The 23,774-nt window shown below is 72.9% G+C and carries 20 protein-coding genes; 13 read left to right on the top strand and 7 right to left on the bottom strand.

Going from position 1 to position 23,774, the window contains the following annotated elements; translation table 11 throughout:
* Nucleotides 1-5 precede the first annotated feature (5 nt).
* Nucleotides 6-1,739: a phospholipid carrier-dependent glycosyltransferase gene (locus ABH926_RS42915; protein WP_370372328.1), complete on the bottom strand. Its 1,734-nt coding sequence runs from the start codon at nt 1,737-1,739 to the stop codon at nt 6-8.
* Nucleotides 1,740-1,945: 206 nt separating this feature from the next.
* Between ABH926_RS42915 and ABH926_RS42910 the strand changes: the two genes are divergently transcribed.
* From ABH926_RS42910 to ABH926_RS42900, 3 genes are read left to right on the top strand one after another with little or no spacing between them, the layout of a single operon-like run.
* Nucleotides 1,946-3,070 carry a DegT/DnrJ/EryC1/StrS family aminotransferase gene (locus ABH926_RS42910; protein WP_370372326.1) on the top strand — a complete coding sequence of 375 codons (1,125 nt, stop codon included), beginning with the start codon at nt 1,946-1,948 and terminating at the stop codon, nt 3,068-3,070.
* 13 nt (nt 3,071-3,083) lie between these two features.
* Nucleotides 3,084-4,016, top strand: coding sequence for an NAD-dependent epimerase/dehydratase family protein (locus ABH926_RS42905; protein ID WP_370372325.1), 933 nt, complete (start codon nt 3,084-3,086; stop codon nt 4,014-4,016).
* 15 nt (nt 4,017-4,031) lie between these two features.
* Nucleotides 4,032-5,120 (top strand): glycosyltransferase, encoded by a 1,089-nt coding sequence (locus ABH926_RS42900; RefSeq protein WP_370372323.1) that lies wholly within the window; start codon nt 4,032-4,034, stop codon nt 5,118-5,120.
* A 52-nt stretch (nt 5,121-5,172) separates the two neighbouring features.
* Here the strand turns inward: ABH926_RS42900 and ABH926_RS42895 are convergent, their stop codons facing one another.
* Complete coding sequence (locus tag ABH926_RS42895) at nt 5,173-5,895, bottom strand: polysaccharide deacetylase family protein (protein ID WP_370372321.1); 723 nt, start codon at nt 5,893-5,895, stop codon at nt 5,173-5,175.
* Nucleotides 5,896-6,059: 164 nt separating this feature from the next.
* Between ABH926_RS42895 and hpnC the strand changes: the two genes are divergently transcribed.
* From hpnC to hpnH, 7 genes are read left to right on the top strand one after another with little or no spacing between them, the layout of a single operon-like run.
* On the top strand, nt 6,060-6,968 hold the full coding sequence (hpnC, locus tag ABH926_RS42890; protein WP_370372319.1) for a squalene synthase HpnC: 909 nt from the start codon (nt 6,060-6,062) through the stop codon (nt 6,966-6,968).
* 11 nt (nt 6,969-6,979) lie between these two features.
* Nucleotides 6,980-7,843, top strand: a complete 864-nt coding sequence (gene hpnD / locus ABH926_RS42885; RefSeq protein ID WP_370372388.1) for a presqualene diphosphate synthase HpnD — start codon at nt 6,980-6,982, stop codon at nt 7,841-7,843.
* Nucleotides 7,840-9,180, top strand: coding sequence for a hydroxysqualene dehydroxylase HpnE (gene hpnE, locus ABH926_RS42880; protein ID WP_370372318.1), 1,341 nt, complete (start codon nt 7,840-7,842; stop codon nt 9,178-9,180). Before hpnD ends, hpnE begins: the two co-directional genes overlap by 4 nt.
* Nucleotides 9,177-10,193: a polyprenyl synthetase family protein gene (locus ABH926_RS42875; RefSeq protein WP_370372316.1), complete on the top strand. Its 1,017-nt coding sequence runs from the start codon at nt 9,177-9,179 to the stop codon at nt 10,191-10,193. Before hpnE ends, ABH926_RS42875 begins: the two co-directional genes overlap by 4 nt.
* An 8-nt stretch (nt 10,194-10,201) precedes the next feature.
* Complete coding sequence (gene shc, locus ABH926_RS42870; RefSeq protein WP_370372314.1) at nt 10,202-12,088, top strand: squalene--hopene cyclase; 1,887 nt, start codon at nt 10,202-10,204, stop codon at nt 12,086-12,088.
* Nucleotides 12,085-12,711, top strand: a complete 627-nt coding sequence (locus ABH926_RS42865) for a hypothetical protein (protein WP_370372312.1) — start codon at nt 12,085-12,087, stop codon at nt 12,709-12,711. Before shc ends, ABH926_RS42865 begins: the two co-directional genes overlap by 4 nt.
* Before the next feature lie 40 nt (nt 12,712-12,751).
* Nucleotides 12,752-13,756, top strand: a complete 1,005-nt coding sequence (hpnH, locus tag ABH926_RS42860; protein WP_370372310.1) for an adenosyl-hopene transferase HpnH — start codon at nt 12,752-12,754, stop codon at nt 13,754-13,756.
* A gap of 54 nt (nt 13,757-13,810) precedes the next feature.
* Here the strand turns inward: hpnH and ABH926_RS42855 are convergent, their stop codons facing one another.
* From ABH926_RS42855 to ABH926_RS42845, 3 genes are read right to left on the bottom strand one after another with little or no spacing between them, the layout of a single operon-like run.
* Nucleotides 13,811-14,599, bottom strand: coding sequence for an SDR family NAD(P)-dependent oxidoreductase (locus ABH926_RS42855; RefSeq protein ID WP_370372308.1), 789 nt, complete (start codon nt 14,597-14,599; stop codon nt 13,811-13,813).
* The gene (gene ispG / locus ABH926_RS42850; protein WP_370372306.1) at nt 14,596-15,711 is read right to left on the bottom strand and encodes a flavodoxin-dependent (E)-4-hydroxy-3-methylbut-2-enyl-diphosphate synthase; all 1,116 of its coding nucleotides are present in this window, start codon (nt 15,709-15,711) and stop codon (nt 14,596-14,598) included. Before ispG ends, ABH926_RS42855 begins: the two co-directional genes overlap by 4 nt.
* Nucleotides 15,708-17,759 (bottom strand): 1-deoxy-D-xylulose-5-phosphate synthase, encoded by a 2,052-nt coding sequence (locus ABH926_RS42845; protein WP_370372305.1) that lies wholly within the window; start codon nt 17,757-17,759, stop codon nt 15,708-15,710. Before ABH926_RS42845 ends, ispG begins: the two co-directional genes overlap by 4 nt.
* Nucleotides 17,760-18,170: 411 nt before the next feature.
* Here ABH926_RS42845 and ABH926_RS42840 point away from each other — a divergent pair, with 411 nt between their 5' ends.
* Together ABH926_RS42840 and ABH926_RS42835 are read left to right on the top strand one after the other, a co-directional pair.
* Nucleotides 18,171-20,333 (top strand): ABC transporter ATP-binding protein/permease, encoded by a 2,163-nt coding sequence (locus ABH926_RS42840; protein ID WP_370372304.1) that lies wholly within the window; start codon nt 18,171-18,173, stop codon nt 20,331-20,333.
* A gap of 69 nt (nt 20,334-20,402) precedes the next feature.
* The gene (locus ABH926_RS42835; RefSeq protein WP_370372302.1) at nt 20,403-21,587 is read left to right on the top strand and encodes a pyridoxal-phosphate dependent enzyme; all 1,185 of its coding nucleotides are present in this window, start codon (nt 20,403-20,405) and stop codon (nt 21,585-21,587) included.
* A gap of 15 nt (nt 21,588-21,602) precedes the next feature.
* Here ABH926_RS42835 and ABH926_RS42830 read toward each other — a convergent pair whose 3' ends face one another.
* On the bottom strand, nt 21,603-22,253 hold the full coding sequence (locus ABH926_RS42830; protein ID WP_370372300.1) for a TMEM165/GDT1 family protein: 651 nt from the start codon (nt 22,251-22,253) through the stop codon (nt 21,603-21,605).
* Between the two features lie 143 nt (nt 22,254-22,396).
* On the bottom strand, nt 22,397-22,903 hold the full coding sequence (locus ABH926_RS42825) for a MarR family winged helix-turn-helix transcriptional regulator (protein WP_370372298.1): 507 nt from the start codon (nt 22,901-22,903) through the stop codon (nt 22,397-22,399).
* A gap of 105 nt (nt 22,904-23,008) precedes the next feature.
* Here ABH926_RS42825 and ABH926_RS42820 point away from each other — a divergent pair, with 105 nt between their 5' ends.
* Entirely contained in the window at nt 23,009-23,734 is a 726-nt protein-coding gene (locus ABH926_RS42820; protein ID WP_370372296.1) for an MFS transporter, read from the top strand.
* Nucleotides 23,735-23,774: the final 40 nt, after the last annotated feature.

The following is a 23,774-nucleotide window of genomic DNA, read 5'->3' as shown; positions in this document are numbered from 1 at the left end:
GGCATTCAGCAGCCGTCGGTGGCCAGGCTCGGCGGCTGGTCGGCGATCTGCTCCGGGGTCGGGGCGTCGAGGGCGCCGACCACGGCGTAGACGGTCATCGTCGCGTCGCTGTAGATCTGCCGGACGCTGCCCGCGGCCTCGTTGACGGCGGCCAGCGCGCGCACCGTCGGGTCGAGGACATCACGGCACTGCGGCTTGGCGACGACGATCGTGTCGGCGTGCCCTGATACGCCCGCGCGGCCCGAGACCGTCACCGACGGCAGGTAATACGAGTACTCCCACCCGGCGACCCCCGTGCTCACGATCGGCCCGGACAGGTGGTGCTCGGCCATCAGCGCGGGCAGAGCCTCCGGCCCGACAGGATGGATCTGAGCGGTGGCAACGGAATCCTCGACGCTTTCCACCACCGGCACGACCAACACGACCAATACGGCCAGGGCGGTGGCCGCGGCGAAAGGCACCCGCCACCTCGTCGCGACCAGCGCCGCCCGGCGCACGACCTCGCACGCGCCCAACGACGCGAGCACCAGAACCATCGGCGTCCACATGACCCAGTAGAAACTCAGCGCGACGTGGGCGATGAAGCAGTGGAACACGAACGGGACCGCCAGCGAGGCCGCGCACCAGCCGACGAGCAGGTCCCGGCGCAGCACCACCGCGCACAGCGCCGCGGCCACGATGAAGCCGGTCAGCACCGAGCCGTAGCCGTGCCCCGCGAACCACAGGTTCGCCCACCACGGCGGCCGTGCGGTGACCCGTCCCGCGAACCCGACCAGGTGGCCGTCCGAGGAATGGGTGGTCTGGAAGCCGACGAGATACCTGATCGCGCTGACCGGGTCGCTGATCGGAAGGTAGAGCGCCGCGAAGCCGGCGACGGCGACCACGACGGCCGCGGCCGTCTGTACGAGCCGCGCGCGGATCAGCGGCCCTCGGCGGCTGCGGGCCGCGGACACCAGGATCAGCGCGACCGGGCCGACCGCCCCGAGCCAGCCGTTCTCCTTCGCCCCCGCCGCCAGCGCGACCGCGCCGCCGGTCCAGACCGCCAGGACCCAGGCACGCCGGCCGCTGTGTCGGGACCACTCCCAGGCCAGGACCACCGACAGCACCATGAACAGCGTGGCCAGCGGGTCCAGCATCGCGAACCGCGCGAACCGGCCGTCCGATCCGCCGGCCGGCTGCGGCAGCAGCGCGAGCAGCCCGGCGGCGAGCAGTCCGGGCCAGCGGCCGGCCAGTCGTGTCAGCCAGATCCCCGCCACCGCCGCCGCCAGTACCGTGGCCGTCGCGCTCACGCAGCGTGAGGCGGTCAGGTCCCGGGGCGTCCCGGAGATCATCTGGGCCAGACCGAACAGGTACTTCGCCAGCGGCGGATGTTCGAAGTTCTCCGGCGTCGCGACCTGGGACGAGTACGGGGCCGGCGAGCTGACCTGCCCGTGCAGGTAGCGCCAGCCAGCGGTCGTGTAGACCGGTTCGTCGGCGAGGATCGGCGCGGCCCCGATCTTGAAGAAGTTCTGGAACAGCGCCCACGCCCCGAGCAGGACGCACGCCGCCCGGAACAGCGTGCCGCCGGGACCGGCGACTGCCGCCCACCGTGTCCGGCCGAGCCGATCGGCCTGATCAGCGCGAGCGACCTGATCAGCCCGAGCGACCTGATCAGGCCCAGGCCCATCAGCCTGCTTCCCGCTCCACCGGGCCTCCCGATCGGCCACCGCCCCCGCAGCCGCCTGCGTTCCTTCAGACATGCGCCACCCCGTCGGCCAAAGCGCCGGAGTCGTGTCCGGCTAATGGTTCAGACCGACCGGAAGCCCAAAAGGATGGAACGGCGAAGCACTTGTCCGCTTTCCATCAGCGGCCTACCCCATTTGACCGTTCGGCTCGCTGACATCACCCTCGGGCGCTTTCATGGGAAAGCGGCTTTCATCCCGTTATCCGGAGGTGTGCAGTGGCAGTGACAGTACCCGCGGCTCGCATCGTGTTCGACGCCGACGACCGCGCGGCGGTCGCCGCCGCGGTGGCCGAGAGCCTGGCCACCGGCGCGCTGACGCTCGGCCCCCAGACCGAGCGGTTCGAGACCGCCTTCGCGGCGGCGCACCGCGCGCAGCACGCGATCGCGGTGGCGACCGGGACCGCGGCGCTGGAGATCGCCCTGCGGGTGGTCGGGGTGGCCAACCACGACGTGGTGCTGCCGTCGAACACCTTCTACGCCACGGCCGCCGCCGTGGTGCACGCGGGCGGCCGGCCGGTGTTCGCCGACGTCGAGGCCTCGACCTTCGCGCTGAGCGCGCAGACCGTCGAGGCGGTGCTCACGCCCTCCACCAAGGCCGTGGTGCTGGTGCACATCGGCGGCATGATCACGCCGGAGGTGGACGCCATCCGCGCGCTGTGCGGCCGGCGCGGCGTCGCGCTGGTCGAGGACGCCGCGCACGCTCACGGGTGCAGCCTCGACGGCCGCATGGCCGGCACCTTCGGGCTGGCCGGGGCCTTCTCCTTCTACCCGACCAAGGTCACCACCAGCGCCGAGGGCGGTATGATCCTCACCGCCGACCCGCAGGTGCGCGACGAGGCCCGGATGTACCGGGACCAGGGCAAGGGCTCGTTCACCACCAACCACCACGTCCGCGACGGCGCGTCCTGGCGGCTGTCGGAGCTGAACGCGGCGGCCGGCGCGGTCCACGTCCAGCACCTGCCGGAGTTCGTGAAGCACCGCCGCGGCGTCGCCGCGCGCTACACCGAGGCGCTGTCCGGGATCGACGCGCTCACCCCGCTCACCGAGCCGCCCGGCTGCGTCAGCAACTTCTACAAGTACATCCTCCTGCTGCCCGCCGGCGCCGACCGCGCGCGGTTCAAGGCCGAGGTCGCCGACCGCTTCGCCGTGCGCCTGTCCGGCGAGGTCTACGACCTGCCGCTGCACAAGCAGCCGGTGCTGATGAAGTACGCCAACGGCTCGCTGCCGGTCGCCGAGGACGTCTGCGCCCGGCACGTCTGCCTGCCGGTGCACTCCGACATGCGCGACGACGAGGTCGACCAGGTGCTCACCGCCGTGCGCACAGTGTCCGGCGAGATGTTCGGCTGAGAGGAGCCCACAGATGCGCACGGTCGTCACCGGGGGCTGCGGTTTCATCGGCTCGCACGTCGTCGACGCGCTCGTCGAGGCCGGCCACGAGGTCGTGGTCGTGGACAGCCGGATCAGCAAGCTCAACCCGGCCGCCGAGTACCGGCAGGCCGACATCCTGGACCTGGCCGGCCTGACCACGGCGCTGGACGGCGGCGAGGTGGTCTTCCACCTGGCCGCCGCCGCCGACGTCGGGCAGGTCACCGACGACCCGGTCCGCGCTCTGCGGCTGAACGTCGAGGGCACCGGCACCACCTTGGAGGCCGCCCGGCGCGTCGGCATGAACCGGTTCGTGCTGGCCAGCACGGTGTGGGTGTACGGGGCCGCGCACACCGACGGCGAGGGCGGCGGCGCCGGTCTGGCCGAACTGACCGAGGACGTCCCGTTCGACCTGCGGCGCAGCGGCCACCTCTACGTCGCCACCAAGCTCGCCGCGGAGATGGCCGTGCAGAGCTACCGCGAGCTGTACGGCCAGCACTTCACGATCCTGCGCTACGGCATCCCCTACGGCCCGCGCATGCGCGACGCCCTGGTCGTGGCCAAGTTCGTGCAGGCGGCGCTGGCCGGGCAGCCGATCACCATCGCCGGCGAGGGCCGCCAGACCCGCAACTACGTCTACGTCCGGGACCTGGCCGCCGCGCACGTGCTCGCGCTGTCCCCGACCGCCGAGGACGAGACCATCGCGCTGGAGGGCACCATCCCGATCTCGGTCCGGGACATCGCCGACACCGTGGACGGCCTGCTCGGCCCGATCACCGTCGAGCACGTCCCGGCGCGCGCCGCGGACTACGCCGGCACACGGATCTCCAACGCCAAGGCCAAGCGGCTGCTGGGCTGGTCGCCGACCACCGGGTTCACCGAGGGTGTGCGGCGCTACGCCGAGTGGTACCGGGCCGAGACACGCTGAGGGAGGCCGCAGGCGATGCCGCACGCGTTGCTGCTGTCCGGGTCCTTGGGCCAGGGGCACGACGTGATGGCGGCAGCCTGCGCGGACTCGCTGCACGACCGCGGCTGGACCACGGCGACCGTGGACGCGATGGCTCTGCTCGGCCGCCGGTCCGGCGCGGCGGGGGAGGCGGTGTTCCGGCGGCTGCTGGCGGTGCCGGGGGTGTACGACGCGTTCCACTTCTCCGCGCTGCGCCCCGGCACCCGCCTGGCCCGCTCCACCGAGAAGGCCGCGGTCTCCCGGCTGGCGCCGCGCGTGCGTGATCTGCTCGACCGGCGCCCGACCGGGCTGGTGGTGTCGGTGTTCTCCACGGCCGCCGGTGCGGTCGACGCCCTGCACCGCGACGGCGTCGCTGTCCCGCCGCACATGGTGTTCTGCACCGACGTCACCCCGCACCGGCTGTGGGTGCACGACAGCACCGACCTGTTCCTGGTGACCTCCGAGACCGCCGCCGCGGGCGTGCGCCGCTACCGCCCCGGCGCCCGGACCGTGGTCGCCCCGGCCCCGCTGCGGACACCGTTCTACTCACCGCCGAGCAAGCAGGAAGCGCGCGAGGAGTTCCGCATCCCGCCGGACGCGCGCTGCGTGCTGCTGATGAGCGGCAGCTGGGGCCTGGGCCCGGTCGCCGAGGCGGCGGCCGCGCTCGGTCGGGCGGGCGTGCACGTGCTCGCGGTCGCGGGACGCAACAAAGAGCTGGAAGCGCGGCTGCAAGAGGTGCAGCGGCGCGAGCCGCGCGTCCGGGCGCTGGGGTACTCCGACCGGGTGCCGGCGCTGATGGCGGCGGCCGACCTGGTGGTCACCAGCTCGGGCGACACCTGCAGCGAGGCGCGCGCCATCGGGCGGCGGCTGTTGCTGCTGGACGTGGTGCCCGGGCACGGCCGCGACAACCTGCAGCACGAGCTGGAGCTCGGGTACGCGGACGTCACCGGCGCCGCGCCGCGGGACGTGGTGCGCGCGGCACTGGCGGCGCTGGAGCGGGAGACGCCGAAGCCCTCGGCGGGCTCGGTGCGGGCGCCGTGGGAGACGGCTTTCGGGGCGGCGCTGAACAGCGTGGGGTTGTCGTGAGGGGCGGCGCGATGGCTGCTGCGGAAGAGTCATGGGCGGCGCCCCATCACCCTCAGAAGTGCTCCGCGAGCGTCCCCACGTTCCACCCGGCGCCCCGGCAGCGCTCGACGATCCCCGGCAGCGCCTCCAGCGTCGTCCGCCAAGCCTCCCCGCGTCCGTCCGGCGCCGTGTCGTGCAGCAGCACCGTGGTACCCCCGCGCACCGAGCCGAGCACCGTGTGCCGCACCTCGGCGGCCGACCGGTCCTCCTCCCAGTCCCGGCCCCACGCGCCCCACAGCACCGGCCGCAGCTCGGCCCGCCGCGCCGCCCGCCACAACCCCGTGGTCAGCACCCCGAACGGGGGCCGGAACCACACCGGCCGCGCCCCGCAGGCCTGCTCCACCACGTCCCGGGCCAGCCGCAGCTCGGTCACGTCCCGCTGCGGGCTGGGCAGCCACTGCGGCTGGTGCGTCCAGCCGTGCACCGCCACCTCGTGCCCGCGCGCCGCGGTCTCGGCGACCACCTCGGGGTGCCGTGCCGCCCGCGAGCCCAGCACGAAGAACGTCGCGCGCACGTCCAGCTCGTCCAGCAGGTCCCAGAAGCGCGGCGTGCTGACCGGGTCCGGCCCGTCGTCGAAGGTCAGCGCCACGTGGTCGGCCCGCCCCCGGGCGTCCAGCGCCGGCCAGAAGCGCCGGCGCACCGGCGGCAGCCAGCTCGCGGCGGGCCCGACGTGCGCCAGGCCCAGCCCGGCCGCGCCGATCGCCGCGCCCGCCGCCGCGACAGCCACCGAACGCATGCCCGGCATCTTCCCGCGCCGGTGCCGATCACACCCCGGCGCGACTGCCCGGATCAACCCCCTTCCGCGTGCCGAGCCGATGGGGACCCTCGAATGGATCAGGAAAAGGGGACGGGAGGGCCGAGTGCTGATTGCGTTGCTGGAGAGGCGAAGGGATTCCACTGATGCTGAAGGCCAGCCGGCTCGACTCCGCTAGCGGACCCGGTCCGCGGGCGGCGAGTGCCACGCGTCCGGGCGCCGGCGATCCGGCCATGCCGCCCGAGCGGACCATCCGCGAGAACTTCCCGGTGGCGCTGCGCATCCTCCCGGCCCGGCACCGGGTGGCGCTCGGTGCGGTCTACCGGTACGCCCGCCTGATCGACGACATCGGCGACGAGGCGCCGCCGGCCGAGCGCGGGCGGCTGTTCGACCTGGTGGACCGGGACATCGACCGGATCTTCGCCGGCACCGCCCCGGAGCTGCCGGCGCTGCGCGCCATCGGCGCCGTGGCCCGGGAGCACGGGATCCCGGAGGCGCCGCTGCGCAAGCTGGTCCAGGCCAACCGCCAGGACCAGGAGATCCACCGCTACGCCACCTGGGACCAGCTCGTCGAGTACTGCGCGCTGTCCGCGGACCCGGTCGGGCACCTGGTGCTGCACGTGTTCGACGCCGCGTCCCCGGAGCGGCTCGCGCTGTCCGACCACATCTGCACCGCCCTGCAGGTCATCGAGCACTGCCAGGACGTCGCCGAGGACTTCGCCGACGGCCGGGTCTACCTGCCCGCCGACGACCTGCGGCTGTTCGGCTGCACCGACGCCGACCTGGGCGCCGCCACCACCCCGACCAGGCTGCGCGGCGTGGTGGCCCGCAACGCCGAGCGCGCCGCGGCGCTGCTGGACGACGGCGCCCCGCTGATCGGCAAGCTCGACGGCTGGGCCCGGATCGCGGTCGCCGGCTACCTGGCCGGCGGCCGCGCCACCCTGGCGGCGCTGCGCGGCGGCGCCTACGACGTGCATGCCGCCCGCCTGCGCCCCGGCCGCGCGCGGACGCTCGGCGAAGCCCTGCTGATCCTCGGAAGGGACGTGACCAAGTGAGCCGAGCGAGCATCGACCCGCAAGCCGCCTACGAGCACTGCGAACGGGTGGTCCGCTCCCGGGCCCGGAACTTCGCGTACGGCATCCGCCTGCTGCCCACCACCAAGCGGCAGGCGCTGTCCGCCGTCTACGCCTTCGCCCGGCGCGTCGACGACATCGGCGACGGCTCGCAGACCCGCGGCGAGCGCCTGGCGCAGCTGGACACCGCGCGCCAGGAGCTGCACCGCATCGAGGAGCACCCCGAGGACCCGGTGCTGGTCGCGCTGGCCGACGCCGCGAAGCGGCACCCGATCCCGCTGGCCGCCTTCGACGAACTCATCGACGGCTGCGAGGCCGACGTCCGGGGCACCGACTACGCCACCGCCGACGAGCTGACCTTCTACTGCCGCTGCGTCGCGGGCTCCATCGGCCGGCTCTCGCTCGGCGTCTACGGCGTCGATCCCGCCCGCCTGGACGAGGCCTCCGGCTACGCCGACTCCCTCGGCGTCGCGCTCCAGCTGACCAACATCCTGCGCGACATCCGCGAGGACGGCCTCATGGGCCGCGTCTACCTGCCGGCCGACGAACTGGTCCGGCACGGCTGCACCCTGAAGATCGACGAGCACGACCGCTTCGTCGACGACGAGGCCGACCTGGCCGCGCTGGTCCGCGACCAGGCGGCCAGCGCCCGCGGCTGGTACGACACCGGGCTGAAACTGCTGCCGCTGCTGGACCGGCGCAGCGCCGCCTGCACCGCGGCCATGGCCGGGATCTACCGCCGGCTGCTCATCCGCATCGCCGAGCAGCCGATCAGCGCCCTGAACGCCCGCATGTCGCTCCCGGCCTGGGAGAAGGGCGTGGTCGCGGCCCGCGCGCTGGCCGGGGTGACGCCGTGAGCGTGGCGGTGGTCGGCGGCGGCCTGGCCGGCATCGCGGCGGCCGTCGCGCTCCAGGAGTCCGGGATCGACGTGGAGCTGTACGAGGCCCGTCCGCGCCTGGGCGGGGCCACGCACTCCTTCCAACGCGCGGGCTCCGACGGCGGCCCGGACCTGACCGTGGACAACGGCCAGCATGTGATGCTGCGCGCCTTCACCGCCTACCGCGGCCTGCTGCAGCGCCTGGGCACCGCGCACGGCATCGACCTGCAGGACCGCTTCGACCTGCGGATCCTGACCCCCGACGAGCGCCCCGAGGCCCGCCTGCGGCGCACCGGCCTGCCCGGCCCGCTGCACCTGCTCCCGGCGCTGGCCACCTACTCCCTGCTCTCCCCGGCCGAGCGGCTGCGCGCCGCCTCGGCCTCTCTGGCGATGCGCAAGGTCGACCCGGCAGACCCGCATGTGGACGCGATGAGCCTGGGCTACTGGCTCGACCGGCACGGCCAGAGCGACCGCACCCGCCGCTACCTGTGGGAGCTGTTCGTCACCGCGGCGCTGAACTGCGGCGTGGACGAGGCCTCGCTCGGGCTGTCGGCGATGGTGATTCAGAAGGCGCTGCTCGGCCGGGCCGACGCCGCCGACATCGGCGTCCCGCGCATCCCGCTGGGCGAGCTGCACGGCCGCGCCGCCGAGAAGACGCTGCGCGGCGTGCACCTGAAGACCAAGGTCGAGCAGGTCGTCTCCGGGAACCGGCTGGTCGTGGACGGCTTCCCGGTGGACGCCGAGGCGGTGATCGTCGCGGTGCCGCATCCGGCCGCCGCCGCGCTGGTGCCCGAGGCGGCGTGCCCGGACCGGGCGAGCTGGGCGGGCCTGGCGTCCTCGCCGATCGTCGACGTGCACGTGCTCTACGACCGCCCCGTTCTGGACTCCCCGTTCGCCGCCGTCGTCGACTCCCCGGTGCAGTGGGTCTTCGACCGCACCGGCGCCGCTGGGCTCGAACCCGGACACGGCCAGGGCCAGTACGTGAGCAGCGTCGTGTCCGCGGCCGGGCAGTGGATCGACGCGCCGGTCGCGCAGATCCGGGAGGCGTTCCTGCCGGCGCTGGCCGAGGCGCTGCCGCAGGCCCGGCGCGCGCGGGTCGCGGAGTTCTTCGTCACCCGCGAGCGGCACGCCACGTTCCGCCAGACGCCGGGCTCAGGGGCCCTGCGGCCGGCCGCCGAGACCGCCGTACCAGGGCTCTTCCTCGCCGGCGCGTGGACCGCCACGGGCTGGCCCGACACCATGGAGGGCGCGGTGCGCAGCGGACTGACGGCCGCCCGCCTGTGCCGTCGCCACCTGCAGAAAGGCAACGTCCGATGACAGTCGTCCCGCACGCCGTGACCGCCGGCCGCGAGCTGGTCGAGGCGGCCATGCGCGCCGCCGTCGAACGGCTGGACCCCCGGATGCGCCGGGTCGCGGCGTACCACTTCGGCTGGGTCGAGGCCGACGGCTCGGCGCCGAAGGGCCCGGCCGGCGGCAAGGCCCTGCGGCCGGCGATGGCGCTGCTGTCCGGCCGGGCCGCCGGCGCCGACATGGCGCGCGTGGTGCCGGCCGCGGTCGCGGTCGAGTTCGTGCACGCCTTCTCCCTGCTGCACGACGACGTCATGGACAACGACCGCATGCGCCGGCACCGCCCGGCCGCCTGGACCGTCTTCGGCGTCCCGGCCGCGATCCTGGCCGGCGACGCGCTGCTGGCGCTGGCCGAGGAGGTGCTGCTGGACCGCGGCACCACCGGCGCGCACCGGGCCGCCCGGCACATAGCCGCCACCACCCGCAAACTCATCGCCGGCCAGGCGCTCGACCTGGGCTTCGAGACCCGCACCGACGTCTCGCTGGACGAGTGCACGGTGATGTCGATGGACAAGACCGCGGCGCTGTTCGCCTGCTCCTGCTCGATCGGCGCGGTGCTGGCCGAGGCGCCGAACCGGCTGGCCCTGGCGCTGTCCGGGTTCGGCGAGGACCTGGGCCTGGCCTTCCAGCTGGTCGACGACCTGCTCGGCATCTGGGGCGAGCCGGAGGTGACCGGCAAGCCGGTGCTCAACGACCTGCGCTCACGCAAGAAGTCGCTGCCGGTGACCGCGGCGCTCGGCGCCGGCACCCCGGCCTCGGCCCGGCTGGCCCTGCTGTACACGCAGACCGAGCCGCTGACCGAACCGCAGCTGGTCCAGGCCGCGGCCCTGATCGAGGAGGCCGGCGGCCGGGCCTGGGCCGAGTCCGCCGCCGACGCCCGGATCGCCGCCGCCGAGGCCCGGCTGGCCACCGCCGACATCCCGGACGACGTGCGCGCCGAGTTCCTGGCCGTGGCGCGCTTCGTCACCCACCGGGACAACTAGGGGAACCCGTGACCGACCTCATCGCCGCCGACCTCACCACGACCGGGTCCGCTGACCCCTCCGGAGCGGCCGCCGCGCTCAAGGCGGCCGCCGACCACCTGCTCGGCCTGCAGGACGCCGCGGGCTGGTGGAAGGGCGAGCTCGAGACGAACGTCACCATGGACGCCGAAGACCTGCTGCTGCGCCAGTTCCTGGGCATCCGCACCGACGAGGTGACCCGCGAGGCCGGCGACTGGATCCGCTCCCAGCAGCGCGCCGACGGCACCTGGGCGAACTTCTTCGACGGCCCGGCCGACCTGTCCACGACCATCGAGGCCTACGCCGCCCTGAAGATGGCCGGCGACTCCCCGGACGCCGAGCACATGATCGCCGCCCGTGCACACATCCTGGAAGCCGGCGGCATCGAGGCCAGCCGGGTCTTCACCCGCATCTGGCTCGCGCTGTTCGGCGAATGGCAGTGGTCGGACCTGCCGGTGATGCCGCCGGAGCTGATCTACCTGCCGAAGTGGTTCCCGCTCAACGTCTACGACTGGGCCTGCTGGGCCCGGCAGACCGTGGTGCCGCTGACCATCGTCAACGCCCTGCGGCCGGTCCGGCCGCTCGGCTTCGACCTCAAAGAGCTGCGGACCGGCCGGCCCGTCCCGGCCAAGCGCGGCTTCTTCAGCGCGCTCGACCGCGCTTTGCACGTCTATGAGCGGCGGCCGTCGCGGTCTGTGCGGGACGCGGCGCTGCGCCGCTCCGCCGACTGGATCATCGCGCGCCAGGAGGCTGACGGTTCCTGGGGCGGGATCCAGCCGCCGTGGGTGTACTCGCTGATGGCGCTGAACCTGCTCGGCTACGGCGTCGACCACCCGGTGATGCGCAAGGGCATCGAGGGCCTGGACCGGTTCACGATCCGCGACGAGCGCGGACGCCGCCTGGAGGCCTGCCAGTCCCCGGTGTGGGACACCGTCCTGGCCATGACCGCGCTGCGTGACGCCGACCTGCCCGAGGACCACCCGGCGCTGGTGAGGGCCGCCGACTGGGTGCTGGGGGAGGAGATCACCAACCCCGGCGACTGGTCGGTGCGCCGCCCGCGCGTGGCCCCCGGCGGCTGGGCCTTCGAGTTCGACAACGACGGCTACCCCGACGTCGACGACACCGCCGAGGTGCTGATCGCCCTGAACCGCGTCGCGCACCCCGACGCGCCCGCCGCGATCCGGCGCGGCGTGGAGTGGCTGGAGGGCATGGCCAGCAAGGACGGCGGCTACGGCGCCTTCGACGCCGACAACACCCGCACCCTGGCGCTCAAGCTGCCGTTCTGCGACTTCGGCGCGGTCATCGACCCGCCGACCGCCGACGTCACCGCGCACACCCTGGAGGCCTATGCGGCACTGGGCCGCGCCGGCTCCCCGGCCTCGCGGCGCGCGCTGGACTGGCTGGTGCGCGCGCAGGAGAGCGACGGATCCTGGTTCGGGCGCTGGGGCGCCAACCACGTCTACGGCACCGGTGCGGCGGTCCCGGCGATGGTCGCGGCCGGCGTGGACCCGCAGGACGAGATGGTCCGCCGCGCCGTCCGCTGGCTCGAGGAGCACCAGAACGACGACGGCGGCTGGGGTGAGGACCTGCGCTCCTACCGCGACAAGCGGTGGATCGGGCGCGGCGTCTCGACGGCTTCGCAGACCGCCTGGGCACTGCTGGCGTTGCTGGCGGCGGGGGAGGAGCGCGGGACGGCGGCCGAGCACGGCGTCCGGTTCCTGGTGCGCACACAGCGCCCGGACGGGACGTGGGACGAGGACCACTACACCGGGACCGGTTTCCCGGGGGACTTCTACCTGAACTACCACCTGTACCGGTTGGTCTTCCCGATCAACGCGCTGGGGCGGTATGTGAGGGCTTTGGGGGCTCTGACATGACCGACCGGACCGATCTGCTCGTCTGCGCGGCGCTGGGCATCGAGGCCCGGGCCCTGAAGACCGACGGCCTGCGGGTCGAGCGGGTCGGGATGGGCCTGCGGCGCGCCGAGGAGTTCGCGCGGCGTGAGCGGGCGTTCGACGTGCTGGCCGTCGCGGGGTTCGGGGGTGCCACGGACGGGTGCTTGGAGCCGGGGGACGTGGTGGTCGCCGACGAGGTGCGGCACGGCGGTGCGGTCATCGCGTGCCCTTGGGCCGACTCGGTCGCCTTCGCGCTGGAGCAGCACCTGATCCTGGAGCCCGAGGCCGAGGCCGAGGCCGGCCACCACGCCCGGCGCGTCCCGGCCGTGGTCACCGGACCGATCGCGACCCTCGAGCACGTCGCGTCGTCCGAGGTGCTGACCCGGCTGGCGGGGCAAGGCGTGACCACGGTGGACATGGAGTCGTTCCCCCTGGTCGCGACCGCGCGCGGCCGGCCGTTCACGGTGGTCCGGGTGGTCGTGGACACCCCGGACCACCCACTGGTCCGCCCCTCGACCCTGCGCGCGGGACTGACCGCGCGAAAACGCCTGCAAACCATCGGTGTCGTCCTGCGGCACTGGGCCACAGCACTCGAACACGTCTGAAGAACCCTCACCTGATCTACTCGCAAGGAGGCGCGGAACCATGGGAATGCCGGTCCGCCAGAGCATCCGCATCGGAAGCTACATCCTGGGCAACAAGCTGCGCCGCCGCGAGAAGTTCCCCCTGCTGGTGGAGCTCGAGCCGCTGTTCGCCTGCAACCTGGCCTGCGCCGGCTGCGGCAAGATCCAGCACCCGGCGGACGTCCTGAAGCGCCGCATGCCGGTCGAGCAGGCCCTGGCCGCGATGCGCGAATGCGGCGCGCCGATGGTCTCGATCGCCGGCGGCGAGCCGCTGATGCACCCGCAGATCGGCGAAATGGTCGACGAGCTGGTGAAGATGAAGCGCTACGTGTTCCTGTGCACGAACGCACTGCTGATCCCGAAGAAGCTGGACCGCTTCAAGCCCTCGCGGTACTTCACCTGGGTGGTGCACCTGGACGGACTGCGCGAGCGCCACGACCAGTCGGTCTGCAAGGAAGGCGTCTTCGACGAGGCGGTGGCGGCGGTCCGCGAGCTGCGCCGCCGCGGCTTCCGGGTGACGACGAACACGACGTTCTTCGACACGGACTCGCCGCAGGACGTGATCGACATCCTGGACTACCTGAACGACGACCTCCGCGTCGACCAGATGATGATCAGCCCCGGGTACGCCTACGAGAAGGCACCGGACCAGGACCACTTCCTGCCGGTGAAGCAGACCCGCGAAGTCTTCCGCAAGGCGTTCGCGAACGGGAACAGGCAGCGGTGGCGCCTGAACCACAGCCCGCTGTTCCTGGACTTCCTGGAGGGGAAGACGGACTTCCCGTGCACGGCCTGGGCCATCCCGAGCTACTCGCTGTTCGGCTGGCAGAAGCCGTGCTACCTGATGTCGGACGGCTACGCGAAGACGTACAAGGAACTTCTGGAGGAGACCGACTGGGACAGCTACGGCCGCGGCAACGACCCGCGCTGCGCGAACTGCATGGCGCACTGCGGATATGAGCCGACGGCGGTCTTCGCGACAGTGGGGTCTTTGCGGGAGTCGGTGCGGGCTCTGCGGGAGGGATAGGGCTGCCGCGCCGGCGGGCCGACTTGTAGCGCTGCGGCGCGGGAGGACCCGCGCTCAGCGCCGCCCGCCGTCCCGCGCCACAGCCTCCCCCTCGCCCCCGAACCGCCCCTCCAGCCACCGGTAGACCCCCGGCGCCACGCCCTGCACCGCCCCCGGAACCCGCAACCAGCGCGGCACATAGACCTCCGCCGCCCCCTGCTCCACGCACCGCATCACCGCCGCGGCCGCCGTCTCCGTCGGGATCGGCTTCGGCCAGCGGCGCGCGTAGGGCGTCCCGCGCCGTTCGAAGAACGGGGTCGCTATCACTCCCGCGACCACCACGCCGACGCCGATGCCGGTGCCGCGCAGCTCGCCGCGCAAGCTGTCCGCGAAGCAGTCGAGCCCGGCTTTCGTCGCCGCGTACACCGCCTCGCCCGCGACTCCGACCCGGCCCGCGATGGAGCTGACGAACACCACCCGGCCGGCGTCGCGCTCCCGCATCGCCGGCAGGAGGGCGCGGGTCAGCGCGATCGGCGCGGCCAGGTTCACCGCCAGCAGACGCTGCGCGGTACTCGTCGGCATCGCCTCGAAGTCGCCGTACCAGCCGAAGCCCGCGTTGTTCACCAGCACCTCGACGTGGCCGCGGCCGACCTGCAGGGCCCGCTCCGCGAGGCGCTCGGCCTCGCCGGCGTGGGCGAGGTCGGCGCAGACCGGGACGCCGTCGACCGCCAGGGCCACCTCGGCGGTCGCGCGCTCGTCGCGGCCGTGCACCACGACGCGGTAGCCGCGGCGGGCCAGGGCGGCGGCGGTGACCGCGCCGATGCCCGACGAGGCCCCGGTCACCAGGGCGACGCCGCTGCTCATGACCCCTCGGACAGGGTCAGCGCCTCCTCCACGAGCGCCTCGACGATCTGGGCCTCGGGGACGGTGCGGACCACTTCGCCGCGCACGAAGATCTGGCCCTTGCCGTTTCCGGAGGACACGCCGATGTCGGCCTCGCGGGCTTCGCCGGGGCCGTTCACCACGCAGCCCATCACCGCGACGCGCAGGGGGTGCGGGAACCCGTCGAAGGCCGCCTGCACCCGCTCGGCCAGCTTGTACACGTCCACCTGCGCGCGTCCGCAGGACGGGCACGAGACGATCTCCAGGTGCCGGCGGCGCAGTCCCAGGGACTCCAGGATGCTGATGCCGACCTTGACCTCTTCGACCGGCGGTGCGGACAGCGAGACCCGGATGGTGTCGCCGATCCCTTCCGACAGCAGGATCCCGAAGGCCACCGCCGACTTCACCGTGCCCTGCATCAGCGGCCCGGCCTCGGTGACGCCGAGGTGCAGCGGGTAGTCGCACTGCTCCGACAGCAGCCGGTACGCCGCCACCATCACCAGCGGATCGTGGTGTTTGACCGAGATCTTGATGTCCCGGAACCCGTGCTCCTCGAACAGCGAGCACTCCCAGAGCGCTGATTCGACCAGGGCTTCGGGTGTGGCCTTGCCGTACTTCTCATAGAGCCGCTTGTCGAGGGAACCGGCGTTCACACCGATGCGGATCGGGATCCCCGCGTCCTGCGCGGCGCGCGCGATCTCGCCGACCTTGTCGTCGAAGGCCTTGATGTTGCCCGGGTTCACCCGCACCGCGGCGCAGCCGGCGTCGATCGCGGCGAACACGTACTTGGGCTGGAAGTGGATGTCGGCGATCACCGGGATCTGCGACTTCTTCGCGATCGCCGGCAGCGCGTCGGCGTCGTCCTGGGACGGCACCGCGACCCGCACGATCTGGCACCCGGCGGCGGTCAGCTGCGCGATCTGCTGCAGCGTGGCGTTCACGTCCGCGGTCAGCGTGGTGGTCATCGACTGCACCGACACCGGGGCGCCCCCGCCCACCGGCACGCCGCCGACGTCGAGCTGCCGGCTGATCCTTCGATGCTCGCGGGCCTCGGCGGCCGGGAAGGTCGGCAGTCCGAGGTCGATCGCGTTCACCGGGCCCTCCTGTCCGCCGGGTTCGCCGAGCCGTTCGCCGACCCGATCGCCGAGCCCCCGTTAGCCGAGCCGTTGATCGAGCCGTTGATCGACCCGTTGACCGAACCGTTCGCGGACCCGTTCACCGAGCCGTTCACCTTGCTGACCACCGGCGGGATATCAGGGATCTCGAGCAGCTCCGCGGGCTCCGGCGCCGCGGCCCGGGGCCCGGCCCGCAGGCCGTCGACCACCGTCGCGACAACGTCCCGCACCCCCATCCCGGCGCCCTCCAGGATCTCCTCGCGTTTGCCGGCCGCCAGGAACTCCGGCGGCAGTCCCATCACCCGCACCGGTGTCGTCGACTCCGCGTCCGCGCACGCCTGCGCCACCGCCGTGCCCATCCCGCCGCTGCGCACCCCGTCCTCGACGGTGACGACCAGCCGGTGCCGGTCGGCCAGATGCGTCAGGTGCGGGTTCACCGGCAGGATCCAGCGCGGGTCGACCACTGTCGCCCCGATTCCCAGCCGGTCCAGCTCCTGGGCGGCGGCCAGGCAGGTCCGTGCCGTCACCCCGGCCGCGATGATCAGCACGTCCAGCGGGCGTCCGGCGGCCCGGTAGAGGATGTCGACGCCGTTCATCCGGGTGTGCGCCTCGATGTCCGGTCCGGCTTCGGCCTTCGGGAAGCGGATCACGGTCGGCGCGTCGTCGACGGCCACCGCCTCCCGCAGCAGCTCCGCCAGGCGCGCCGGGTCGCGGGGCGCGGCCAGCCGCAGGCCCGGGACGATCCCGAGGATCGCGCTGTCCCACATCCCGTGGTGCGAGGCCCCGTCCGGCCCGGTCACCCCGGCGCGGTCCAGAACGAACGTGACGCCGGCCTTGTGCAGCGCCACGTCCATGACCACCTGGTCGAAGGCCCGGTTCAAGAACGTCGAGTACACGCACACCACCGGGTGCAGCCCGCCGGCGGCCAGACCGGCCGAGGAACAGACCGCGTGCTGCTCGGCGATGCCGACGTCGAACACCCGGTCCGGGAACCGCCGCGCGAACTCGCCGAGCCCCACCGGCAGCACCATGGCCGCGCTGACGGCGACCACGTCGTCCCGCTCCGCCCCGATGGCGCCCATCTGCTCGCCGAACACCTCGGTCCAGCTCTTCTTCGGCGCCTTGGCCGGGATTCCGGTCCGCGGGTCCACGACGCCGACCGCGTGCATCCGGTCCGCCTCGTCGCACTCCGCCGGGGCGAAGCCGCGGCCCTTCGTCGTGATCACGTGCACCAGCGCCGGCCGGCCCAGCGCCGCGGCCTCGCGCAGGGCTTGCTCGGTGGCGGCGAGGTCGTGGCCGTCGACCGGGCCGACGTAGGCCAGCCCGAGGTCGCCGAACAGGTGCTGGGCCCGGCGTCCCTGTCGCAGTCCGTCCAGGTGGGTCGCGATGCCGCCGATCGTCGGGGCGTAGGCGCGGCCGTTGTCGTTCAGGACGATCACCACCGGCCGGTCCGCCGCGCCGGCCAGGTTGTTCAGGCCCTCCCAGGCCAGGCCGCCGGTCATCGCGCCGTCGCCGATCACCGGCACGACGTGCCGCCGCGCCGGGTCGCCGGAGCCGTCGGCCAGTTCGCCGCGCAGCTGGAACGCCTTGGCCAGGCCGTCGGCGTAGCTCAGCGCGGTCGAGGCGTGCGAGTTCTCGATCCAGTCGTGAGCCGACTCCGAGCGCGAGGGGTAGCCGGACAGGCCGCCGTGCCGGCGCAGCGCGTCGAAGCCCGGGGCGCGGCCGGTGAGGATCTTGTGCACGTAGCTCTGGTGGCCGGTGTCGAACAGCAGCGCGTCGCGCGGCGAGCGGAACGCCCGGTGCAGCGCGATGGTGAGCTCCACCACGCCCAGGTTCACCCCCAGGTGGCCGCCGGCCGCGCACACCTTCTCGATCAGGAAGCCGCGGATCTCCTCGGCCAGTGCGGTCAGCTCGGCGGTATCCAGCCCCGCCAGGTCCTCCGGGCCCTTCACCCGCTCCAGCACCGGTTCGGCGGGTTGCCGCCGGGGTGCCGAAGACGACGACGAAGACTTGGCGGTCGTCCGCATAGGGACTCCTAACACTCGCCTACCCATCGCGGTGCGGGAAGTGACTCGTGTGACTCCCACCGCACCAGGGTGGTCGCACTCGCCTGCCCGCGCGTGTCCAGCGGGACGCCTGTGATCGCCGGGCACCGGGTGTCGCCGCTGGTCAGCACTCTGTGACCAGAGCCGGCGGGCAGTTCCCGGGGTTCGTCTGTTCGGGCGATGCGGCGGTGCGCAAACCTCCCCGAAACGACTGCGGAAGGTACCGGAGCCGCTACCCAGAGCCGATTTTTCGGGTCGAGGACTGGCAAAAGAGTAAGAATCACAAGATCGATGCGTGAATCGGCGTCCATGTGCTACACACTGGAAATCCACGCGCAGTCCATCTATGTCGGACAGCGAAGGCAGCAAGGCTGATCCGGCAAGGCAGGGAAGATGACCGTTACCTCGGCTCCGACACTGACCGCGACCCCTACGGAAGTAGAGGTCGGACCCCCGATGGCGCTCCCGGCTGCTGAGGCCCTGGCGGCGTCCATGGCGGCGGCGACGGAGACCGCGACGGTGGTTCCGGCGGCCGCGACCTTCCTCGAGCCCGTGCCGGCCTCCGCGACCTTGCTCGAGCCCGTGCCGGCCTCCGCGACCTTGCTCGAGCCCGTGCCGGCCTCCGCGACCTCGGCCCGCCCCCCTATCGCCCCGGTCGCCCCCGGTGCCGTCGCCGCCCTGTCCACCCGCGGCCTGACCGTCACCGTCAAGCACCGCGGCGTGGTCAAGACCCTCCTGGACGACGTCGGCTTCGACGTCCCCGACCAGGCGCTGGTCGCCGTCATCGGCCCCTCCGGCTCCGGCAAGTCGACGCTTCTGCGCGCCCTGACCGGCTCCCGCCCCGCCGACTCCGGCGAGGTCCGCTACGCCGGCCGCGAACTGTGCGCCGAGTACTCCCTGCTCCGCCACCGCATCGGCCTGGTCCCGCAGGACGACGTCCTGCACGCCCAGCTCACCGTGAAGGCGGCCCTGCGCTACGCCGCCGCCCTGCGCTTCCCCCAGGGCACCACCGCCGAGCAGCGCGAGCGCCGCATCGACGAGGTCCTGGCCGACCTGCGCCTGACCGGGTTCGAGGGCAACAAGGTCGCCACCCTGTCCGGCGGCCAGCGCAAGCGGGTGTCGGTGGCCCTGGAGCTGCTGACCAAGCCCTCGGTGCTGTTCCTCGACGAGCCCACCTCCGGCCTGGATCCGGGTATGGACCGCGACGTGATGCGGATGCTGCGCTGCCTGACCGACGAGGGCCGCACCGTGCTGGTGGTCACGCACTCGGTCGCCGAGCTGCAGGCCTGCGACCTGCTGCTGGTGATGGCGCCCGGCGGGGGAGTGGCGTACTACGGCCCGCCGCAGGAGGCGCTGGCGTTCTTCGAGTGCGAGACGTGGGCGGACGTGTTCCTGGCCTTCTCGTGCCGCCGCGACTACGACTGGGCCGCGGCGTACCGCGCGTCCGGGTACCACCTCACGTACTGCGCGGAGGCGTCCGAGGCCGCCACGCTTCCTTCACCGCGGTCTTCGAGCGAGGACCTTGGTCCCGCTACGGCCCGTGAACTCGACTCGGTTGAGGCCCCCGCGACCCCCGTGGCCACCGCCCCGGCGCCGTCCCCCGAGCCGAAGGCCGCCTCCAAGGCTGCTTCCAAGGCAGCCTCCAAGGCAGCCTCCAAGGCCCCCTCCCAGGACGCCCTGGTCTCCGGCTTCTCCACCCCCCGCGCCGAGCAGCGCTGGGGCTCCCAGCTCCGCACCCTCATGCGCCGCTACCTCGCGGTCATCGCCGCCGACCGCGGCCACCTGTTCCTCCTGGCCGCGCTCCCGATGATCATGGGCGTCCTGAGCCTGGCCATCCCGGCCGCCTCGGGCCTGGCCGCGGCCTCCGGCGGCGACAAGAACACCGACGCCCCCACCGTCCTGCTGGTCCTGGCCGTCGGCGCGGTCCTGACCGGCGCCGCCAACGCGGTCCGCGAACTGATCAAGGAACGCGGCATCTACGACCGCGAACGCGCGGCGGGGCTATCGCGCTCGGCGTACGTGATGTCCAAAGCCATCGTCCTGGGCGTGATCACCGCGACCCAGACGATCGTCCTGTCCGCGATCTGCCTGCTGCCCCGCAAGCTCCCGGCACACGGCCTGATCTTCTCCGGCACCGCGGTCCCCGAGCTGATGATCGCCGCGGTCCTGCTCGGCGTCACCTCGATGCTGCTGGGCCTGGTGGTCTCGGCGATCGTGCGCACCACCGAGAAGACCATGCCGCTGCTGGTCCTGATCACCATCGTCGAGGTGGTCTTCTGCGGCTCGCTCTTCCCGCTCTTCCACAGCCTGGGCCTGGAGCAGCTGGCCTGGCTCTCGCCCTCGCGCTGGGCCGTGGCCGCCGAGGCCGCGAGCATCAACCTCCCCGGCATCATGGGCCCACCCCAGGGCCGCACCACCACCGACCCGCTGTGGCAGCACTCGGTCGGGATGTGGAGCGCGGACATCGGCATGCTCGTCGTGCTCGGCGCGGCCTGCCTGGCGCTGGTGCTGCGGCTGCTGCGACGGCATGAGTCCTCGCTGCTGCGGGGCTGCTGAAGCCCCGACTCCCCGGGCCCTGTGAAGGAGTAACGTCGGGAACCCATTCCTGACCCCGGAGGCGCGACAGTGACAGTGGCGGAACCGCAAGCACCGACCTCAGCCGTTCCGCACCTGACTCTCCACTGTCCCGCCTGCGACAACTACTACGAGCTCCAAGACCTCGCGTGGCGCTGCGCCGACTGCCACGGCGTCCTGGAACTGTCCGGCTTCACCCCGGCCTTCCCGAAGCCCGCCGACCTGGCCCGCCGCGCCCCCACGCTCTGGCGCTACGCCGAAGCCCTCCCGCTGTCCGAACCGGCCGCCATCACCCTCGGCGAGGGCATGACCCCGCTGGTCGGCGCCCCCGGACGCCCCGACGTCCGGCTCAAGGTCGACTACCTGATGCCCACCGGCTCGTTCAAGGACCGCGGCGCCGTCCTGCTGGCCGCCCTGGCCGGCAGCCTGTCGGTCGGGCGCATGATCGCCGACAGCAGCGGCAACGCCGGCACGGCCGTCGCCGCCTACGCCGCCCGCGCCGGTATCGCCTGCGAGGTCTACGTCCCGGAATCCACGTCGGCCGGCAAGGTCGCGCAACTGCGCGCCTACGGAGCCGCCGTCCACCAGATCCCCGGCTCCCGCGAAGACACCGCCGACGCCGCGGCCCAGGCTGCGGACGACCCCGACACCCTCTACGCCAGCCACGTCTACAACCCGTTCTTCTTCCACGGCACCAAGACCTACGTTTTCGAACTGTGGGAACAACTCGGCGGCCGCCTTCCGCAGACCCTCGTCCTCCCGGTCGGCAACGGCACTCTGGTCCTCGGCGCCCACCTCGCCGTCCGCGAACTCCTCGCCGCGGGCCTGATCGACCACCTGCCCCGCATCGCCGCCGTCCAGGCCGCGACCTGCGCACCCCTGGCCACGGCCTTCCAAGCGGGAGAAAGCGAACCGGCGAAGATCGCCGCCGAACCCACCCTCGCCGAAGGCATCGCCATCGCCCGCCCGGCCCGCGGCGCCCAGATCCTCGCCGCCGTCCGCTCTACCGGCGGCCGCATCGTGACCGTCACCGACGACCAGGTCGCCGCAGCCCACGCCGCCCTGGCGCGCGCCGGCTTGTATGTGGAACCCACCGGCGCGGCGTGCTGGGCGGCCCTTAGCGCGGGACTAGTCGGCGAGCCGGAGGGTGCACCGGACGCCGAGGTGCCCTTCGCGGTGGCTCCGCTGTGCGGCAGCGGGCTGAAGTCCAAGCCGCCGACACAGTCCCCCGTCTGATCGCCGCCGGAGCTCTCAGCCCCGGATCGCCTCCACGATGCTGATCACCGCGAGCACCCCCATGATCCCCGCCGCGACGCGCGTGATCACTGTGATCGGCACGACCTTCAATAGCCCGCGTCCCCCGACGATCGCCAGCCCCGCCACAGCCCACAGCCCCAGCGTGGCGCCGATCCCGACCGAGATCGGGTCGTGGTACTTCGCCGCGAGGTTCGCGGTCACGATCTGCGTCAGGTCCCCGAACTCGGCGACCAGGATCACGCCGAAGCTCATCCCGGCGACCCGCCGGAACGTCGCCGGCTTGTCCCCCCGGAGCTTGAGTTCTTCCTCTTCTTCCGCTTCGTCATGGCGCCCGCGCAGCAACAGGATGGCGCCCATCAGGAACAACGCGCCGACCACCGCATGCAGCAGGCGGCCAGGCAAAAGTGTCAACAGGCTGCCGGCGAGGATGGCGAGCACCACGTGCACGAGGAACGCCGCCGCGGTGCCGACGAAGACGTGCGAGGGGCGATATCGGGTGCCGAGCACCAGGGAGGCGAGTGCGGTCTTGTCCGGCAACTCGGCCAGGAAGACGATCCCGAACACTGTCAGGATGACAATCAGATCCACGGCGGGGTGAGTCCTTCGAGTCGGGCCGCATCCGAGGCCCGATTTCGGGGGAGGCATCGGCGCGGCAGCTGTCGCTGCGGGCCGAAGGTCTTGCTCAACGCCCTCGCGGACGTCCCGGGGGCCGGGCCCTAGGCGGGCCAGTATGTCGACGTCCCGGCGTTGGAGCTACTCCCCTTCGCGGTGCTCCCAGGATAACAGCCCTACGCCCCGCCCTGTTCTCCGCTTTCTCTCCGTTCTCCCCGCTCCCGGGCCTGCCGCCGCTGCTGCCGCGGCCGCCTGCGCGTATCGACGTTGGCGGTCAACGCGTTAAGGAGACCGGGAAGCCCCTCGGCGGTCGGCGCGGGCAGCCCCGCCACCGTCTCGTCGGCCAACTCGCACCACACCTCCTTCACCTCCGCCGCCAGCTCCCGACCGCTCTCGGTGAGCTCGACGACGCTGGCGCGCTTGTCGTCGGGGGAGGGCCCGCGCCGCACATGCCCGGAGGCCTCCAGCTTGCGCACCATCAGCGTCACGCTCGGCGGTTCGCACCCCAGCGCCTGGCTGAGCTGCGCCTGGATCCTCGGCCCGGCGCGGTCCAGCTCCAGCAGCAGCGCCTCCTGGCCGGGATGCAGGCCCAGCGGGGCCAGCAGCTCTGCGGCTCGCACCCGGTGGCGCAGGCTCAGCAGGCGGATCGCCTGGCCTCCTTGACGCGGCAGCGACAGCGACATCACCCCACGCGCGGGATGCGCCGGGTCCCCCCACCCCTGACACTGTCCCTAGCTCCGCCCCCCATCCCCGGCCTGATTCTGGTTCTGGTCTGCACCTGCCAGTTCATGGTGATCCTGGACTCGGCCATCGTGAACGTGGCCCTCCCGGCAATCCAAGACCGCCTCGCCTTCACCGCCACCGGCCTGGCCTGGGTCGTCAACGGCTACCTCCTCACCCTCGCCGGCCTCATGTTCCTCGGCGGCCGCACCGCCGACCTGTTCGGCCACCACCGCACCCTGATCGCGGGCCTGGCCCTGTTCTCCACCTCCAGCCTGGTGGCGACCCTGGTCACCGCCCGCATCACCCAACGTGCCGGCGCCGCGCTCCTGGCCCCGGCCACCCTGGCCGTGATCACCACCACCTTCACCGACGAGCACACCCGCGCCCGAGCCTTCGGCGCCTGGTCAGCCGCCGGCGGCATCGGCGGCATGGCAGGTGCCCTGGCCGGCGGCGCCATCACCACCGGCCTGTCCACCCACCGCGAATCCCTGGATCTCGCCGGCGCGGCCACCGGCACCGCAAGCCTCGCCGTTACGGCGCCAGCCGTGACCGGCCTGTGCCTACTGACCGTCTTCGTCATCGTGGAAGGCCGCCTCGCCACCCACCCGATGACGCCCCCACGCCTGTTCCGCACCCGGGAGGTAGGAGTCGGCACCAGCATGCTGACCTGTTCGGCGGCATCGCCATCGCCATGTGGCACTTCACCGCGCTGTTTCTGCAGAACGTCCTCGGCCACAGCGCACTGGGAGCGGGCCTCGGCCAAACCCCCGCCGCAATGGTCTTCCTCCTGACAGCCCGCCAAGCAGCCACCCTGCTTCCCCGCGCCGGAGT

Origin of the sequence: Catenulispora sp. GP43, assembly GCF_041260665.1 — a bacterium.
Classification (GTDB): domain Bacteria; phylum Actinomycetota; class Actinomycetes; order Streptomycetales; family Catenulisporaceae; genus Catenulispora.
This window is presented reverse-complemented; position numbering and strand designations above follow the sequence as displayed.